Origin of the sequence: Paenibacillus guangzhouensis, assembly GCF_009363075.1 — a bacterium.
In the GTDB taxonomy this organism is placed as follows: domain Bacteria; phylum Bacillota; class Bacilli; order Paenibacillales; family Paenibacillaceae; genus Paenibacillus_K; species Paenibacillus_K guangzhouensis.
The window spans coordinates 5,894,898-5,911,004 of sequence record NZ_CP045293.1 but is presented as its reverse complement, the minus strand read 5'-3'; the positions used below and the strand labels follow the sequence as shown (position 1 = coordinate 5,911,004).

The window sequence follows — 16,107 nt, the reverse complement described above, 5'->3', positions numbered from 1 at the left end:
CATGATGTTAGATTGTTCATCGTATCAAAGCAGTGCGACGATGATGGCGCCCCAGATGGTCAGCAGAATATTCCCGATCGCATACGTCACCGTATAACCCAGCACCGGAACCTGGCTCTTCGCGACTTCGGTAATCGCTCCGATCGCAGCCGTTGTCGTCTGTGCTCCGGCGCAAGCGCCGAGCGTAATCGCCGGATGAAATTTGAAGAAATACTTGCCGATGAGCAGTCCGACGAGCAGCGGAATCAAGGTTACGAAGATACCCGCGATGAACATGCTGAGACCCGACTGCTTAATACCCGAGACGAAGCCGGGACCGGCCGAGATGCCAACAACCGCAACGAAGGTCGTAAGTCCGACATTATTGAACACCCAGACGGCTCCTTCCGGAATGCGGCCAAAAGTTGGGTGCAAGGAACGCAGCCAACCGAAGATCAGCCCCATGATGAGGGCACCGCCGCTGGTCGTAAGACTGATCGGAATCCCTGCAATATGCGCCGTCGGAATCCCGATCAAGCCGCCCAGCAGTACACCGAATCCGACGAAGATCATATCCGTCTCACTCGTTTTGTGGGCAGCATACCCGATCCGCTTGACGATGGACTCTACTGTCGCCTGGGGACCGACAATCACGATCACATCTCCGCGATGCAGCTCCGTATGCCGCATCGGTAATTCCTCCCCTTGGCGCTTCAGCGCGGAAATGTAGACGCCGCGAGACAGCATTTTGAAGGACAGGTCATGGGGCGTCATGCCGATCACAGCCTTGCTCGTCACCACAACCTCCAGCGTCTCAATCGGGAACTCGAACAACGCTTCATCGAACAATTCTTCGCCAATCACATCGTCAACGAAATGATCCATATTGCGCTTCGTCATGCCGATGACGACGACGTCCCCAGCTTCAAGGCGCATGTTCGGCTTCGCGTCAACCATCCCGAGTCTTGTCTTGATACGGAGAATGAATATTCGCTTATCCTGCGCCTTGAAGCGCTGCTCAATTGCATCGACGGTCTCTCCAATATAGTGCGGATTCTCCACAACATAGGCACGGTAGACATTGAAGCGGTAACCTGAGCTAATCTCTTGGTTCTCTTGCGTCACACCAACTTCTTTTTCAAGCTTCTTACATTCATCGGCCAGATTAATGCCTAGAATTTTCGGCCCCATTGCCGATAAGAACCATGCCGCGCCGGCGGTTCCAAATATGTATGTTATCGCATATCCGACGACGACGAAGCTGATCATCGATTTCTGTTCGGCTGCGGCAAGCCCCAGCCCATTGATCGCATCCGAAGCAACCCCAATGACAGCCGATTGGGTCAGTGCCCCTGCGAGGAGACCAGCACCTTGTCCCGGGTTGTATCCCAAAATACGCGCAGCAGCATAAGCAGCTGCGAGACCTGTGACACAGACGATTGCAGCGAATAACACCTGCGGCAGCCCATCCTTCTTCAGGCCATGCACGAATTGCGGGCCAACGCGATACCCCATCGCGAACAGGAAGAGCAGGAAAAAGATCGATTTGACGGTTGGCGAGATCGTAATATCCAATTGGCCGACGAGCACGCCGGTTAGCAGAACACCCGTCACCGCCCCGATGCTGAACGAACCAATCTTAATTCGGCCAACCGCGTAGCCGACGCCTAAGGTAAGGAATACCGCCAGTTCCGGATATTTCTCAAACAAATCATGCACCCATTGCATGCCCATCCGCCTCTCACTGCCGATTTGACAACATTTTCTCTTAGCGTACCCACTCCGGAGCGCATCATGCACCACGAATTCACTCGAAAGATAGAGTTGACAAATAAATAGTTAGGCGCCATACTATATCCATGGCCAATCAATATCATGAATCAGCTGACATGCAACTTATCCCTACCCTTGCACAGACAAAGCGTCAGGTCGACCGTTATGGTCTAGACGTGGACGCACAAGCCGTGCTCGTAGCTGCAAGGCTGATGACCGCCGGCGCCAAGCTGGGACATGCCGCGGACATCCATTTCTCCCGATTCGGGTTATCGACAGGACGATATCGACTGCTAGCAGACCTCGAAGATAACGAAGGTGAAGTGCTGCCCTCGCAGCTGGCGGAGAATCTAGGCGTGACACGCGCCACAGTTACAGGTTTAATCGACATTCTAGAACGAGATGGACTCGTGTCCCGGCGAACAAGCTCCCTAGACGGCCGTCAAAAATCGGTCCTCTTGACGGAGCTTGGCGCGAAGAAACTGCGCGACATGGCTGCAGAGCACTACGCTAGGCTCGAAGCGATGGTCAGCGACCTGACCATCGAGGAACGCACGGTGTTCCTCGATCTGCTGGGACGCATCACGCAAGGCATCTCAGCGCTGACGGACGAATCCATAGCATCATCAGAATCCAAACCATAATCGCGCATCGCAGAAAGGTTGGGCGGGCTAGTGAGACTAGCCCATTTATACCGCCATATAGTTAGTCGCCTAATTAAGGACGACGTTTTTTTTCGTAAGATAGTTAGGCAGCTAATTATATGGCGTCGCGATGCCGCTTTAAGAAAGAAAGGTGTATCCGCATGTACAACAGGCATACCTCAAGTCCTTCAGGGGAGATACAAACCGTTCAATCTGCCCGTTCGAGGAAGAAAGCTTTTATTCTATGGCGCGAATTGCTTCCAGCATATCTCGCTCCAGCCATTATGGCTGGTATCGGCGGAATTGTGACGGCCGACTGGGTATTGCAGCTGAGAGCCGCTACGACGATTGGCGGCTCATCCTTGCTCGTCGCGTTATGCATCGGTCTCTGGCTCCGCAACCGCGGCGCCCATCATCGGTGGATCGTGCGTACGCCGCGCATTTTGATCACGATAGCATTCGCCCTCGGCGGCTTGAGCTTAGGGATGTTGGCGGCATGGGGAGTTACGAATCTCCTACCCCTTCTGCAGCTGAATCATCACCCTATCTGGCTTGACCAGATCGGATTTGATTTCCCTGTATCCGGCGCGATCGCTTGTACGACGATGACTTGGCGGTGGCGGGGTTCTCTCACCAAATAAAACATACATTGATAATGGAAAAGGAGCGAAAATAATATGATCGCAATTTTAGGAGCAACAGGAACCATCGGTAATGCACTTTTAAGACGACTTACAGCGCTTGAGCTACCCGTACGGGCTTTAAGCCGAGATCCGGAAAGACTTCGGGCGCAAATCTCAGATATGGATCTGTCTCGCACAGAGATTTGCGCGGCGGATGCGAATGACCCTAATTCGATGCGCGCAGCCCTGCAAGGCGTCACGCAGCTCTTCCTTGCGCTATCAAACAGTCCAGGGCAAGTGACACTTGAGACATCAATCATTCGGATCGCCGTGCAGGCGGGAGTCGAGCATATCGTCAAAATTTCAAGTCCCGTCTATGACCCCCGCTCCCCTGTCGCCGTCGCTGGCTGGCATGCGGAAATCGAGCTGGCATTAGCGGAATCCGGTCTGAAATATACCGTGCTGCGGCCATACGCATTCATGCAAAATCTATTGAAGCAAGCTACGCCGATCCGGGCACAAGGGGTGTTCTTCGGCTGTATCGGCGATTCCCCTAGCAACTTCGTCGACTGCCGCGATATTGCCGACGTCGCCGCCGCTGCGCTGACGAATCCTGAGGTCGCCGGCCGCGTCTATACGCTGACAGGCGCTAGAACCTTCACCTATCCGCAGATCGCCGAGCAATTGACGACGCTGATGGATCGCCCGATCCGCTTCGTCAATTTACCGCCTGAGGCGCTGCGCAGCGATCTGATCGAGCGCGGACATATGCCGCCGTGGCTCGCAGAACATGTCGTAGAAATCCAGACGATGTCGACCATCATCCCGGAGACACCGACGGATACCGTCGAACGCATCTTAGGTAGAGCGCCGCGGACACTCGAAGCTTTTTTACAAGAGAACATCTCTTGTTTTCAGCCGAGACGATAATTGGCTCATACCAAAAAAGCCCCCTAACCACGTTAGGGGGCTCCTTCCTCCCATCTATCTTTTCGCCCGAGGAACGCTGAGATACCCTTGATCCCCGTAGGGCTGAAGCTTCTCAACCCACAATTCTTCCAATACTTTAATCTCCGATTCGTATTCCTTCAGCTCCGCCTCGTCCATAAATGTCTCTGTAGATGGCTTCAACTGCTCCAATACTTCGAATTGGAACGCGTCCTCTCCATGTTGGTTCCAATCCTGCTGCAGTCCTTTATTCATATGAGATCCCATCTTCAACTGAAAGGTATGGCGGTTCCAAATCGAATCCAAATACATGCTACTGCCGATCAAAATTTTGCCATTCACCATGTTCTTAATCTGATACACGCCCATCGGGCGTAGCGTCTGTCCAACCTGCTTCGCAAGCTGCTTACGTGATTGTCTCTCCATCATGTTCATACTTCCTTCCTGCTTAATTGAGCTTTATTGGACCTTCACCCAATAGGCGCTGCCATCTTCATGACGATCCAAGAAGCTGTATTCAATCAGATATCTGCGTAGGGTAACAAAATCATCGCTTGCCGTCTTCAGCACTTCATTCACTTCGTTCTCCGTATATTTCCGATTCCGCTCAAACCGCTGCATGAGATGAATGAGAACCGACATCTTGCGTTTTTCCTTGCGCGGGAACTCCATGAGTCTACCATTCGGCCCATCCGGGAAATACTTCTTAATCATGGACTCATGCTCACTCTCCGTTATCGCATAACGTTCATCCAGGCTAGTCGCCGTACGCGGTACGCTCAAGAATTTGGGCCGATCTACGCCGCCTTTCGCCTCCGCCATCTCCATGATCGCGAGGAAGATCCTCGCTTGCTTCATCTTCTCCCGCATCGAGAATCGATGATTGCGGATCGTCGAAGCGCTCCCGCCTTGCTCTTTGACGATGTCATTATCATTCATACCTTCATAGAAGCGCTGCACTAAGTCTTTCTGCAGATCGGTGAGTCCCGTTAGCTTCTTATCCATGCCAATCAAGACATCGAACATCGATTCATGCTGAATGGCGACATGCACTTGCGCGAATTTCTTCGCCTCGTACATCACCCCAGCATGGGTGTAGATAATACCGGTGGTGAATACCTCACCGCAAACGAGACATGTATATTGATCCTGTGCTGCGTCATAGACGTAGCCTTGCTTCAGCTGCTCAACCGAAGCACTCCAGAACAATTCATTAACCTCACTCATCCAAACACATCCTAGTTACGTTTGTATTTTATATAGATATAATAACAAAACGTTTATATACATTCAATGTCCAATTTCATGAAAAGGACGAATAACCCGACCTCTGCAGGCCGGGCTTCCAATTATTCCACGAATGGGAACAATAACTTCTGATTTTCGTTCGAATACATATTTTCCTTCGTTATCACCTTCGAGCCCGTATCGATGCGCGGACTCACGCGTTTTCCATCGATCACCTCCACCGCCGTCTTGACCGCGGAATATCCCATATTGAACGGCTTCTGAATCACCGTCGCCAGTAGTACACCGTCCTCGAGCATTCGAATCTCTCCCATCGAACTATCAATGCCTACAGCAAAAACCTGTGACTTCATCTTCAAATCTTGTATGGCTTTGCCGATGCCGAAGACGGTCGGTTCATTCAACCCGATAATCGCCTTCAAGTTCGGCTGCGTCTTGAGGAGCGAACTCGCAATATCATAGGCAGTCTGAACGGACCCGTTGCTATAGAATGGGCCGAGCACCGTGTAGTTCCCGTATCGACGCAGAATTTCAAGCGCTCCGCTCTCCCGCTCCATCGCCGTTGCTGATTCTTTCACGAAATTGATCACAGCGATCTCCGCATGCGAATCGACGTGCGTATGCAGGATTTCGGCTGTACGCCTGCCCGCATCGGTATTGTCCGTTCCGATGAAGCTCGTAGAAATCCCGCCATTGAGACCCGAGTCCACGGTAATCAGCTTGATCCCCGCAGCCACAATTTCCTTCGCCACGGGCACGACGCGATTGTAATCTGTCGCAGCAAGAATGATGGCCTCCGGCTTCTTCTTGATCGCTTCCTGCAGCAACGCAATCTGCTCATCCACATCGACTTCAGCTCTCGTCCCCATCACTTCGACTTCGGCATCGAACTCCTTCGCTGCGCTCGCCACCCCTTGGCGCATCACCTGCCAGAACTCAATCGTCGTGTCAATCGTCTTCGGCACAAAAATGATCGTCTTCTTCTTCCCCGAGTTAAGTTCGTGCGAGACGATACTAAACCCCGCCCAGCCTATGGTAAGCACACCGAGGAGTACAAGCGAGATGAGCTTGACGCCATTCCATCTCTTTCTCATGTCTGCTCCACCTCTCGCAGCAGAGGAATTCGCATCGTCACGCTCATCCCCTCTTCCAGGTCGCTCTCGAACCAAAGTCCGTAGGCGGCGCCAAAGTTCAGCTTAATCCGATGATCCACATTGACGACACCCACCCCATTGCCGCTTCGGCTCGCCACTTTCCGTTCCAATAGCGTTCGGGCTGCCTCCGGATCCATCCCAATTCCGTCGTCGATGACCTGCAGCTCAATATCGTCACCCACGCTTCTGCCAGTAATCCGAATATGCCCGGTCTCCGGCTTATGCTTCATCCCGTGATAAATGGCATTCTCCACAATCGGCTGCAGCACGAGCTTTAGAATCTGGCAATTCCCGATCCCTTCATCGACATCAATGGAATATGTAAATTTATTGCGATACCGCATCTTCTGAATCGTCAAATAATGCTTGATATGCTCCAGCTCCACAGAGATCGGAATGAGCTCATCCCCCTTGCTGATCGTAGAACGCAAGAGTTTGGACAGTGCAGAAGTCATATCGACGACTTCCTCCATCTTGCCCATCTCCGCCATCCAAATAATCGAGTCGAGTGTATTATAGAGAAAATGCGGCTGAATTTGCGCTTGAAGCGCTTTCAGTTCACTCACCCGCTTCATTTCCTGCTCCGCCACAACCTGGCTCATCAGCTCCTTGATTTTACTGATCATAATATTGAAGGTTCGTGCCAGCTTGCCGATCTCATTCTTGCTGTCAATCTCCACCCGAATATCGAAATCTCCGCGTTCCGCCAGCTTCATATTCATCTCCAGCTTCTTCAGCGGTTTCGTAAGGGCATAGGATAGAATAATCGAGATGGCCAGCGCAACGACCAAGCAGAGCGTGCCCCAGAGCGCCGACGTAAACTGGATTTGCCGCTTATTCCCGACCAGTTCATCAGGATAGGTGACACTGACAATTTTCCATCCGAAGCTCGTCGTATTGACCGTGTAGATTTTCTTATCATTACCTTCCCCCAGCGTCATAGAGCCGTTCCACATCTGTAATACCTTATCGAGCTGCTCCGACTTCAACTGCGAGTAGACAAGCTGCTGCTGCGGATGATAGACAAGATCACCGCTCGGATCCACGATAAAGACATACCCTCGCTTACCGAGTTCAATCTGCTGACAGAGGTTGTTAATCAGCTTGTAATTCAGATCGACGAGCAGTACGCCACCAATGGTATCCTCCGTCGCAGACAACTCTCTGCTAATGGATACGACCCATCGATATTCATCACGAAAAATACGCTGCACATGCGAAGAGGAGATGTAGGCTTGATCCGTGCCAAGCACCTTCTTATACCAGTCCTGCTCCTTAATCTGCGCAATCGAATTAAATTCGGCAGACTCACGGTTCGATACAATCTCATCCCCCCGATCACTAATGAACAGAATCGAAGAGATGTCATTGCGAGAAGTGACAATGGAATTGAAATATTGGCTCACCTGCTTCTTCATTAACGGCTTCACGAAAGCCGGCTCATTCTGCTTCAGATAACGCTGAAGGTCATTGCTGCGCATGGCTAGCGCTGCGATGCTCTCCATATTACTAATGTAGGTCTGAATATTCACTTTCACTTGTTCAATTAACTGCGAGGTATATTCTTGGGAGTTACGTGTAACGGCATCGGAAGAGAGCTTGTAGGTACTATAACTGAGGAGTGCCGTGGTACATAAAATGAGGCAGGAGAATGCAATGGCGATATGGGTGTGGATGCTGTGATGTTTGAGCGGATTCCAGCCGTTCATTGAACCTCGCTCCCTTTATTCGTCTGCCGGAATTCCTTCGGCGTCATGCCCGTATTCCGCTTGAAGATGACGCTGAAGTATTGCGGGTCCCCATACCCGACACGAGCCGCGACCTCGTACGTCTTCAAGTTCGTAATGGTGAGTAATTCTCTGGCTTTCTCCAGCCGCACACGCGTCAAATACTCGACAAAGGTCTCCCCGGTATGCTGCTTGAAGGTGGCGCTAAAATAACTGATACTCATGAAAATATGGTTGCATAATTGATTCAGCGAGAAGTTCTCATCGCCGTAATGTTCCCGAATATAGGCTTCAGCCAGCTGCATCTGCGAGCTTGCCATCGTGGAACGCTGCTCGGATAACTGAAGAATAATGTTATAGCACAGACTTTCCAGGTAGGCACGCGCTTCGTCGAGGGTACGGAAATGCCTCACCTGCGCGAAGGGGTCTCCTTGCAGCATCGCCGATAGCTCAAAGCCAATATCCGTCACGAAGTTCATCAGCGAGACGAGCAGCTGATAGATTGTGCTGCGGCATTGATCAATGGGACAAGAGAAACTCTTCAGCTCATCGAACCAATCTCGTAGCACACCGGAGACCGCTGAGCTCTTGCCGGTTTTCATGGCGGCGAGCATCTGCTTCTCCCAAGCGCTATATTTCGTAGGATCCCACCCTTTGCCGTACTCTAAATCTTGAATCGAGATCACTTTATCTTTGCCGAGCAGGAACCGATAATCCAGTGATGAGAGCGCTTCCTGAAATGATTTTGAAATTTCGGCGAGATCTATACATTTACGTCCGATGCCAATTGTGAGCGTCAGCTTCAAATATCGCTCAATGCTGCTGCGAACCTGCTCGGACCAGAGCTGCGCCTTCACTTCCATCTCCTCAAGCGGTCCTGATAGAATAGCCGCGATCTTATCATCCCGTGTCTGGAAGACAACGCCGCCGCATGCTTGCTCCAGCTGCTCTTGCATAATATTGAACGCTGCGAATCGCAGCAGCGCTTCATCCCCTTTGTTATCGCTCTGCTTGGTATCCAGCTCTCCTACGAGCGCAATGTAAGAGGGACCTGGCAAAACAATCTGGAAGTGCTGGAGCTTCTGCTCGAACACCTCTCGCTTCATCCGGGATGCGGTAAGACTCTCAAGGAACCGCTCCCGCAGCAGCGGAAAACTCTGATTCAGCTGGATTCGCAAGGCGCTAAGATCTTCACGCTGCTTCACTTCGATATCCAGCTCCAGTTTCATTTTCCCCAGGAAATCATTAAATTCCTTCGAGTTAATCGGTTTGAGCAGATAATCGTTCACTTTGAGCTGAAGAGCTTGCTTGGCATAATCGAAATCTTCGTAACCGGTCACAATGACCACTTTGACGTCCCGATATCGCTCGAACACAGCCCGTGTCAGTTCCAGACCATCCATAAACGGCATGCAGATGTCGGTAATGATCACATCCGGCCGTTGCAGTTCCACCGCAGCGAGCGCATCTCTACCATTATCGTAATCGCCGATCAATTCAAATCCGCAAGCCAACCAATCGGTCTTTCGCTTAATACCCTCACGAACCTCATCTTCGTCATCCACTAAGATGATTCGATACATGATGTGCCCCCTCTTCGATCGGATGGTTGAAATGACACAAATTCCCTTTTCTATTAACCCTAGCATAATAGAGGCTGCCCAGACGGGCAACCTCTAAATTTGTTGGACTTGCTTCGTATTCGATTAATCGTACAACAGCGGTTTGATCTCATCAGAATCGATGTTATTCTTATCATACCAGTGGAAGCCGGTATCGATATTCTTATCCACCGCTTCGCCTTTAATCGCCATAACCGCAGCCTTCACGGACCAGTATCCAATGCCGATCGGATCCTGCGTAATCGCGCCGGCCATCGTTCCACTGCGCACCGCATCCGTCTGCTGCTTGCCGGAGTCGTACCCGATAATCGTAATCTGACCGTTCTTCTTCAGCTCGTTCACGGCATTGACGACGCCAATCGCGGAGCCTTCATTAGCACCGAAGAAACCTTTCAGGTTCGGATGCGCCTGCATGATCGCCTTCGCAAGGTCTGTCGATTTCAACTGGTCACCGCCGCCGTATTGGATGTCGACGATTTTAATATTCGGATATTTCAATTCAATCTGATTCTTAAATCCATCACGGCGGTCGATCCCCGTGCGGCTCGTCTGGTCATGAACGACCAACGCCACTTCACCGGTACCTCCGATAAATTCGGCCATCTTATCCGCCGCCAGCGCAGCCGCCTTGACGTTATCCGTCGCTGCGGTTGCAACCGGAATATCGCTATCGACCCCCGAATCGAAGCCGATGACTGGAATATTGTTCGCTTTCGCCTTCTCCAGCAGCGGTAAAGCCGCCTTGCTGTCGAGCGCCGCGAACGCGATCGCGCCTGGTTTCTTATCTAATGCCGTCTGCAGCATCTCAATTTGTTTGTCAACCTGCGATTCGGTCTCCGGGCCTTCGAACGTAATCTTAACGTCGAATTCCTTCGCCGCTTTCTCCGCGCCGCTCTTCACCGCCTGCCAAAATTGATGTTGGAACCCTTTCGAGATGACTGGAATGTAGGTTTTGCCGTCCCCTTTGTCTCCGCTTGAACAAGCGCCCAGCACGGTTGTCAGTGACAACATCATCGCCAGTAAGATGAACCATTGTTTCCGTTTCATGCTCGTTTCCCCCTGTCATTTGATCGTGCTTCCTATATCACTCTGCACCGCAGAGAAGATACCATGCGATTCTTGCTTACCTCTTCCGGCGACGTAGAATATCTGCATACACCGCAAGAATAATGACGAACCCAACGATGACGGTCTGCCACTCCGGCGCGACCGATAGAATACGCAGCCCATTCGTTAACACACTCATAATCAGCGCCCCGATCACCGTCCCTAGAATCGATCCGGTACCACCGCTTAAGGACGTGCCTCCGATCACGACCGCGGCAATCGCATCCAGCTCGTAGCCGCTGCCAAGTGCTGGCTGAGCGGAGTTAAGCCGCGATGCCATTAAGATCCCTGCGATCCCGCTGAATACGCCGGTCATCGTATAGATCACGATTTTCCAGCGGGCCGTGTTCACCCCAGAGAGACGTGTCGCTTCTTCGTTGCTGCCTAGCGCGAAGTTATACCGTCCGATTAAGGTCTTCGTTAGAATAATGCTCGCGATCACCCCAAGTCCCAGGAAGATTAGAATCGCATTCGGGATGCCGGGGATCAGTTTGCCCATGGCGATATTCGTAAAGTTCGGGAAGTCATTGAAGTAAATCGGCTTCGTACCCGAAATGACGAGGGACAACCCCTTCGTCACCATCATCATCGCAAGTGTGGCAATGAACGGCGGAATCTTCATCTTCGCGACCATCAGTCCGCTAAGGAGTCCGCATAACGCCCCGGCTAGAATCCCACCAATGACACCAAGCGGCAGCGGGAGATGCCAGAAATTCATCGCGACACCCGCCATCACCGATGAGAATGTCATGACCGTGCCGACCGATAGATCGATACCTCCGGTGATGATAACGAAGGTGGATCCGAGCGCCAATACGCCTATAACGGCCGTCGACAGCATAATGCCGACTAGATTATCGAAGACGAAGAAATTGCTAGATGACAGAGAGAATACGACAATTAACACGATTAAGCTGGCGAAGGCCAGCACCTTCTGCTTCGCGCCTGACCCAACAGCTGCCTTCTTCTGCTGTGTCTGAACGGGCTGTTTCTCGACTACGGTAGTACTCTTCATCGCTTGAACCCCTTCCGGTTATTCTTATCTATCAACTCGTGCGCAGTGTGGCAAGCCGCATGATCTCCTCCTGCGTTGCCTCTTCCCTGCTCAGTTCCCCAGTAATGCGCCCTTCGCACATCACGATGACCCGATGACTCATGCGCAATATTTCCGGCAGTTCCGAGGAGATCATAATGATCGATTTCCCTTCGCTTGCTAATTGTTCTAGCAGTTTGTATATCTCAGCTTTCGCTCCGACATCAATGCCTCGCGTCGGTTCATCGAAGATCAGAACCTGACAATCCCGCGTCAGCCATTTCCCGATGACGACCTTCTGCTGATTGCCGCCAGAGAGGAACTTCACGGTCTGGTGAACGCCCGGCGTCTTAATCGACAAAGACTCGGTATAGTACTCCGCTGTGCGATGCATCTCCTTCGTTCGCATCCAGCCGAGCCGTCTGAATATGGCGTAGTTCGAAATTGCGATATTCTCCCGTACATCCATATCGACGAGCAGCCCGTAGCGCTTACGGTCTTCCGATAAATAACCGATCCCGTGCCGGACCGCATCATGTGGATTCCGAATGCTTACTTGCTGCCCTTGGATGCGAATCGTCCCGCGATCCATCGGATCCGCGCCGAATATGGCACGAGCAATTTCTGTCCGACCCGCACCCATGAGCCCTGCGAACCCAACTATCTCCCCCCTGTGTACGTGGAAATGAATATCTTTAAGCTCTTTGCCGCGCGTAATCCCTTCTACCTCTAGTACCTTCTCGTCTTCCGAATAAGACAACTCAATCCGTGTCGTGGTATAGAGCTGACGGCCTACCATCATGCGAATAATCTGGTCGATCGTCACGGATTCGGTAGGCACTGTATCCACATAGCAGCCATCCCGCATCACCGTGATCCGATCCGTAATGCGCTTCAGTTCCTCCATCCGGTGTGAGATGTATACGATGCCGACGCCTTTCATCCGTAATTGCGCAATGATCCGGAACAGTTCTTGAATCTCCGTGTCTGTCAACGCCGCCGTTGGCTCATCCATGATGAGGACCTCCGCCTGATACGACAGCGCCTTCGCAATCTCCACCATCTGTTGCTTCGCAACGGATAGTTCCGATACTTTGGTACGCGGATCAATCTTCACATTCATCTGATCCAGCAGCACCTGCACACTTCGGTTCAGTTCTTGATCATCGACGAATAACCCGAGATATCGCGGCTCGCGGCCGATATAAATGTTCTGCGCCACCGTTAGATGGGGCATGAGATTCAGTTCCTGATGAATAATGCTAATCCCTAATTGCTGTGCCGTTCGTGTATCTGGGATGTCGACTTCTCGGCCTTTGAACAGAATGCGTCCTGCATCCTTCGTAAAGACACCTGTCGCAATCTTCATCATGGTCGACTTGCCTGCCCCATTCTCCCCTACAAGGGCATGCACCTCACCGGCCAATAGCTCAAATTGACATTGGTCCAAGGCGTGTACACCTGGAAAATGTTTATCGATTCCCTCCATGCGCAGCAGCGCTTCGCTCATCGTCGTATCCCCCCGCTACCTCTTGCTACAGGTAAATCTTGTAAGCTTATTGTAGGTCCAAAGCCACCCGCATGAAATGGAATAATCTCTGCAAAAAAGTCTATTATTTTATGATTTCATATACGGAAAACAAAAAAAAGAAACGTTATGATCGTCCATTACTCAGACGACAAAACGCTTCTTCGACTTACCATAAACTTCGAATACATGAAAATAACCAAGCATAACACCCAATCAGCCCGCATCCGCCTAGCGTTCCCGTCATCAATCGCCGCCAATTGGTTGACTCCATCACCTCAAGCCGCTGCAGCAACCAGTCGATGAACATGATCCCTAAGCCAATGAGGCTCGCACCAAGCGATATCCGCACGGACATCAACAAGAGGATGACCATACCAATCTGGCCGAGCAGCACCCCTGTACAACGTGCGCATAACGGGAACTGATAGCCTTGCCAGGCGAAGCTGCGGTCCGCTCGCTGATGACAGCCAGATTGGCAGCCGATCCGCATAAGGCGCAGCCACATCGCATCTCTTCGTGACAGGGAGGCCGGCTTCATTACTTAAACCGGAATCCGCAAGACGCGCAAATTCGGAATACCGTCGACTTGCTCTTCCCCATCCCGCATAGCCCGCACAAAAAGCCAATAGGTCCAAATATCAAATATCCTAGACAGCCTTTCCCTGCACCGAAGCCTTTGGTCTCCGTCTCCGAGACGACTTGGATTTGATGACTGCCACACCGAGGACAACCCATCCTCATTCCCCCTTCTTGTCTTAAACACGCCATAGATGATCTGTAGCTTCCCCATTTCAAGGGACGCTCGAACCAGGAAATCCATGGATAAAATCCATAATTACAACATATCATAACCCCAGTCAAAGGGCGATTGCTGTGAGCGATGTCTTCGAAAAAAATGTTATTAAATGTTAGAATATTCACAACATAAAATTCTAGATATAAGGAGTGACAACCATGCACATGCAGCGCGGAAAATTCGAAGGATTGCAGCAATTATCGAATGAACGAGGCGTCATTGCCGCCTTAGCCATTGACCAACGAGGATCCATGAAGAAGATGATTCAGAAGGTGAAAGGCGAAGATTATCGCATCGAACAAGTCTATGCCTTCAAAGCCGCCGTATCCCGCGAGCTAACCCCCTACGTCAGTGCGATTCTACTGGATCTGGAGACGGGATCTGAAGGGATTATAGCGAAGAACGCAGATGCTGGACTCCTCCTGTCCTATGAGAAAACAGGTTACGACGCAACCGAACCAGGCAGACTACCTGATTTAATTGCCGATCTATCTGCCTTGCGAATCCGTGAACACGGCGGGCATGCAGTCAAAATATTAGTCTATTATGATCCGGATGAGCCTGCTGCGATTAACGAGCAGAAGCATGCATTCCTCGAACGGGTTGGCGCGGAATGCCAAGCAGTCGATATTCCGCTCTTCGTCGAGCCGATTGTCTACGATGCGAACATCGCCGATGACAAGGGCCTCGAATTCGCTCGGTTGAAACCAGCCAAAGTCAAAGCGACGATCCAAGAATTCACCAAGTCCCGTTATGCGATTGACGTGCTCAAGCTCGAAGTGCCGGTCAACTTCAACTATGTGGAGGGTTTCGCCGCAGCGGGCAATGAGATTGCCTATACGCAAGCCGAGGCGGCTGCGCACTTCAAGGAAGCCTCGGACCTCGCGACCGTGCCGTTCATCTACCTCAGCGCAGGCGTCACCTCCGAGCTCTTCCGAGAGACGGTCACGTTCGCCGCCAGAGCAGGCGCGAACTTCTGCGGCGTATTGTGCGGCCGTGCCACCTGGTTCGAAGGCGTCGCTGCGTATGGTGACGGCGGTGAAGATGGACTGCGGCAATGGCTTCAAACGCATGGCCGCGAGAATATCGACCTGCTGAATGCAGAGCTCGATCGTGGAGCGAAGCCATGGTGGTCCGTGTACGGCGATTCGATCGATGATATCGAAGTGATTGGTTAACGAACAAGAGGGGAAGGCGCAATGGCCTTCCCCTCTGTTATGTTTTGAGCGTTCTTACGCGAACCCCCCAATAACCTACAACAACAATTGCAGGAATGCAAGCGATAAGGTCTCCGTCGTAGGCAGCACCACATCTGCTCCAGCTGCACTTAATAACCCGCCCGACCCAATGCCAACGGCGATCATCCCTGCCGCCTTAATCGCCTCAATCCCTGCTTGGGCATCTTCGATCCCGATGCATTGGCCTGGCGATACGCTCACCGCCGCCGCGCCGCGCAAGAACATATCCGGCGCCGGCTTCCCGTATGCAACCTCATCCGGGTCGACGATGTAATCGAAGTATTCGGTGAGCCTGAGCGACGCTAGAATCTGCGGTGCGTTCTTGCTTGCCGAGGCAAGCACGGCATACACACCCGCTTCTCGCAGCTCCACTAGCAGCCCCTCAATTCCCGGATAGATATCCGCTGGCGTGATCCCCTCCAGCAGCTGAACATACCGCGCGTTCTTCTTGGCGGCTAGCCCCAGTTTCTCCTCCAGCGTGAACGCATGAGCCTTTCCTCCATGGCGCAATATGCGATCCAAGGATTCCATCCGGCTCACGCCTTTCAGCTGCTCATTGAACTCGGAATCAATCTCGATACCGATCTCGGAACCAAGCTCTTTCCAAGCCAGATAATGATACGCTGCCGTATCCGTAATGACACCGTCCAGATCCAATAACACGGCCTTTAGCATGCCGTTCCC

The 16,107-nt window shown here is 51.8% G+C and carries 16 protein-coding genes; 4 read left to right on the top strand and 12 right to left on the bottom strand.

Annotated features, from left to right (window positions below; all coding sequences use genetic code 11):
- Nucleotides 1–24: 24 nt before the first annotated feature.
- On the bottom strand, nucleotides 25–1,713 hold the full coding sequence (gene aspT, locus GCU39_RS26655; protein ID WP_227793351.1) for an aspartate-alanine antiporter: 1,689 nt from the start codon (nucleotides 1,711–1,713) through the stop codon (nucleotides 25–27).
- A 125-nt stretch (nucleotides 1,714–1,838) separates the two neighbouring features.
- Between aspT and GCU39_RS26650 the strand changes: the two genes are divergently transcribed.
- From GCU39_RS26650 to GCU39_RS26640, 3 genes are all read left to right on the top strand, one after another.
- Nucleotides 1,839–2,396 (top strand): MarR family winged helix-turn-helix transcriptional regulator, encoded by a 558-nt coding sequence (locus GCU39_RS26650; RefSeq protein WP_152396237.1) that lies wholly within the window; start codon nucleotides 1,839–1,841, stop codon nucleotides 2,394–2,396.
- Between the two features lie 161 nt (nucleotides 2,397–2,557).
- Complete coding sequence (locus GCU39_RS26645) at nucleotides 2,558–3,037, top strand: hypothetical protein (protein ID WP_152396236.1); 480 nt, start codon at nucleotides 2,558–2,560, stop codon at nucleotides 3,035–3,037.
- A 36-nt stretch (nucleotides 3,038–3,073) separates the two neighbouring features.
- A complete protein-coding gene (locus GCU39_RS26640; RefSeq protein ID WP_152396235.1) occupies nucleotides 3,074–3,949 on the top strand; it encodes an SDR family oxidoreductase in 876 nt (291 codons plus the stop codon).
- Nucleotides 3,950–4,003: 54 nt separating this feature from the next.
- Here the strand turns inward: GCU39_RS26640 and GCU39_RS26635 are convergent, their stop codons facing one another.
- The 10 genes from GCU39_RS26635 to GCU39_RS26590 form a co-directional block, all read right to left on the bottom strand.
- On the bottom strand, nucleotides 4,004–4,396 hold the full coding sequence (locus GCU39_RS26635; protein ID WP_152396234.1) for a GIY-YIG nuclease family protein: 393 nt from the start codon (nucleotides 4,394–4,396) through the stop codon (nucleotides 4,004–4,006).
- Nucleotides 4,397–4,426: 30 nt separating this feature from the next.
- Entirely contained in the window at nucleotides 4,427–5,194 is a 768-nt protein-coding gene (locus GCU39_RS26630) for a DUF2087 domain-containing protein (protein ID WP_152396233.1), read from the bottom strand.
- 122 nt (nucleotides 5,195–5,316) lie between these two features.
- On the bottom strand, nucleotides 5,317–6,309 hold the full coding sequence (locus GCU39_RS26625) for a substrate-binding domain-containing protein (RefSeq protein ID WP_152396232.1): 993 nt from the start codon (nucleotides 6,307–6,309) through the stop codon (nucleotides 5,317–5,319).
- Nucleotides 6,306–8,078, bottom strand: coding sequence for a sensor histidine kinase (locus tag GCU39_RS26620; RefSeq protein WP_152396231.1), 1,773 nt, complete (start codon nucleotides 8,076–8,078; stop codon nucleotides 6,306–6,308). The genes GCU39_RS26625 and GCU39_RS26620 overlap by 4 nt, the downstream gene beginning before the upstream one ends.
- The gene (locus tag GCU39_RS26615; protein WP_152396230.1) at nucleotides 8,075–9,679 is read right to left on the bottom strand and encodes a response regulator transcription factor; all 1,605 of its coding nucleotides are present in this window, start codon (nucleotides 9,677–9,679) and stop codon (nucleotides 8,075–8,077) included. Before GCU39_RS26615 ends, GCU39_RS26620 begins: the two co-directional genes overlap by 4 nt.
- A 123-nt stretch (nucleotides 9,680–9,802) precedes the next feature.
- Entirely contained in the window at nucleotides 9,803–10,765 is a 963-nt protein-coding gene (locus GCU39_RS26610; RefSeq protein ID WP_152396229.1) for an ABC transporter substrate-binding protein, read from the bottom strand.
- A 76-nt stretch (nucleotides 10,766–10,841) separates the two neighbouring features.
- The gene (locus GCU39_RS26605; RefSeq protein WP_152396228.1) at nucleotides 10,842–11,840 is read right to left on the bottom strand and encodes an ABC transporter permease; all 999 of its coding nucleotides are present in this window, start codon (nucleotides 11,838–11,840) and stop codon (nucleotides 10,842–10,844) included.
- A 31-nt stretch (nucleotides 11,841–11,871) separates the two neighbouring features.
- Nucleotides 11,872–13,368, bottom strand: a complete 1,497-nt coding sequence (locus GCU39_RS26600; protein ID WP_152396227.1) for a sugar ABC transporter ATP-binding protein — start codon at nucleotides 13,366–13,368, stop codon at nucleotides 11,872–11,874.
- Nucleotides 13,369–13,555: 187 nt separating this feature from the next.
- Nucleotides 13,556–13,894 carry a DUF2085 domain-containing protein gene (locus tag GCU39_RS26595; RefSeq protein WP_227793350.1) on the bottom strand — a complete coding sequence of 113 codons (339 nt, stop codon included), beginning with the start codon at nucleotides 13,892–13,894 and terminating at the stop codon, nucleotides 13,556–13,558.
- A 32-nt stretch (nucleotides 13,895–13,926) separates the two neighbouring features.
- Entirely contained in the window at nucleotides 13,927–14,124 is a 198-nt protein-coding gene (locus GCU39_RS26590) for a hypothetical protein (protein ID WP_152396225.1), read from the bottom strand.
- Between the two features lie 219 nt (nucleotides 14,125–14,343).
- On the opposite strand from GCU39_RS26590, the gene GCU39_RS26585 reads away from it, so the two are divergent.
- Nucleotides 14,344–15,363 (top strand): tagatose 1,6-diphosphate aldolase, encoded by a 1,020-nt coding sequence (locus tag GCU39_RS26585; protein ID WP_152396224.1) that lies wholly within the window; start codon nucleotides 14,344–14,346, stop codon nucleotides 15,361–15,363.
- 75 nt (nucleotides 15,364–15,438) lie between these two features.
- Here the strand turns inward: GCU39_RS26585 and pgmB are convergent, their stop codons facing one another.
- Nucleotides 15,439–16,098: a beta-phosphoglucomutase gene (pgmB, locus tag GCU39_RS26580; protein WP_152396223.1), complete on the bottom strand. Its 660-nt coding sequence runs from the start codon at nucleotides 16,096–16,098 to the stop codon at nucleotides 15,439–15,441.
- Nucleotides 16,099–16,107: the final 9 nt, after the last annotated feature.

Coding starts and splice junctions, on each gene's coding strand:
- GCU39_RS26650 (WP_152396237.1), top strand. CDS start 1,839: ATGGCCAATCAATATCATGAATCAGCTGACATGCAACTTATCCCTACC.
- GCU39_RS26590 (WP_152396225.1), bottom strand. CDS start 14,124: ATGGGTTGTCCTCGGTGTGGCAGTCATCAAATCCAAGTCGTCTCGGAG.
- GCU39_RS26630 (WP_152396233.1), bottom strand. CDS start 5,194: ATGAGTGAGGTTAATGAATTGTTCTGGAGTGCTTCGGTTGAGCAGCTG.
- GCU39_RS26595 (WP_227793350.1), bottom strand. CDS start 13,894: ATGTGGCTGCGCCTTATGCGGATCGGCTGCCAATCTGGCTGTCATCAG.
- GCU39_RS26645 (WP_152396236.1), top strand. CDS start 2,558: ATGTACAACAGGCATACCTCAAGTCCTTCAGGGGAGATACAAACCGTT.
- GCU39_RS26635 (WP_152396234.1), bottom strand. CDS start 4,396: ATGATGGAGAGACAATCACGTAAGCAGCTTGCGAAGCAGGTTGGACAG.
- GCU39_RS26610 (WP_152396229.1), bottom strand. CDS start 10,765: ATGAAACGGAAACAATGGTTCATCTTACTGGCGATGATGTTGTCACTG.
- GCU39_RS26640 (WP_152396235.1), top strand. CDS start 3,074: ATGATCGCAATTTTAGGAGCAACAGGAACCATCGGTAATGCACTTTTA.
- aspT (WP_227793351.1), bottom strand. CDS start 1,713: ATGGGCATGCAATGGGTGCATGATTTGTTTGAGAAATATCCGGAACTG.
- GCU39_RS26615 (WP_152396230.1), bottom strand. CDS start 9,679: ATGTATCGAATCATCTTAGTGGATGACGAAGATGAGGTTCGTGAGGGT.
- pgmB (WP_152396223.1), bottom strand. CDS start 16,098: ATGCTAAAGGCCGTGTTATTGGATCTGGACGGTGTCATTACGGATACG.
- GCU39_RS26605 (WP_152396228.1), bottom strand. CDS start 11,840: ATGAAGAGTACTACCGTAGTCGAGAAACAGCCCGTTCAGACACAGCAG.
- GCU39_RS26585 (WP_152396224.1), top strand. CDS start 14,344: ATGCACATGCAGCGCGGAAAATTCGAAGGATTGCAGCAATTATCGAAT.
- GCU39_RS26620 (WP_152396231.1), bottom strand. CDS start 8,078: ATGAACGGCTGGAATCCGCTCAAACATCACAGCATCCACACCCATATC.
- GCU39_RS26600 (WP_152396227.1), bottom strand. CDS start 13,368: ATGAGCGAAGCGCTGCTGCGCATGGAGGGAATCGATAAACATTTTCCA.
- GCU39_RS26625 (WP_152396232.1), bottom strand. CDS start 6,309: ATGAGAAAGAGATGGAATGGCGTCAAGCTCATCTCGCTTGTACTCCTC.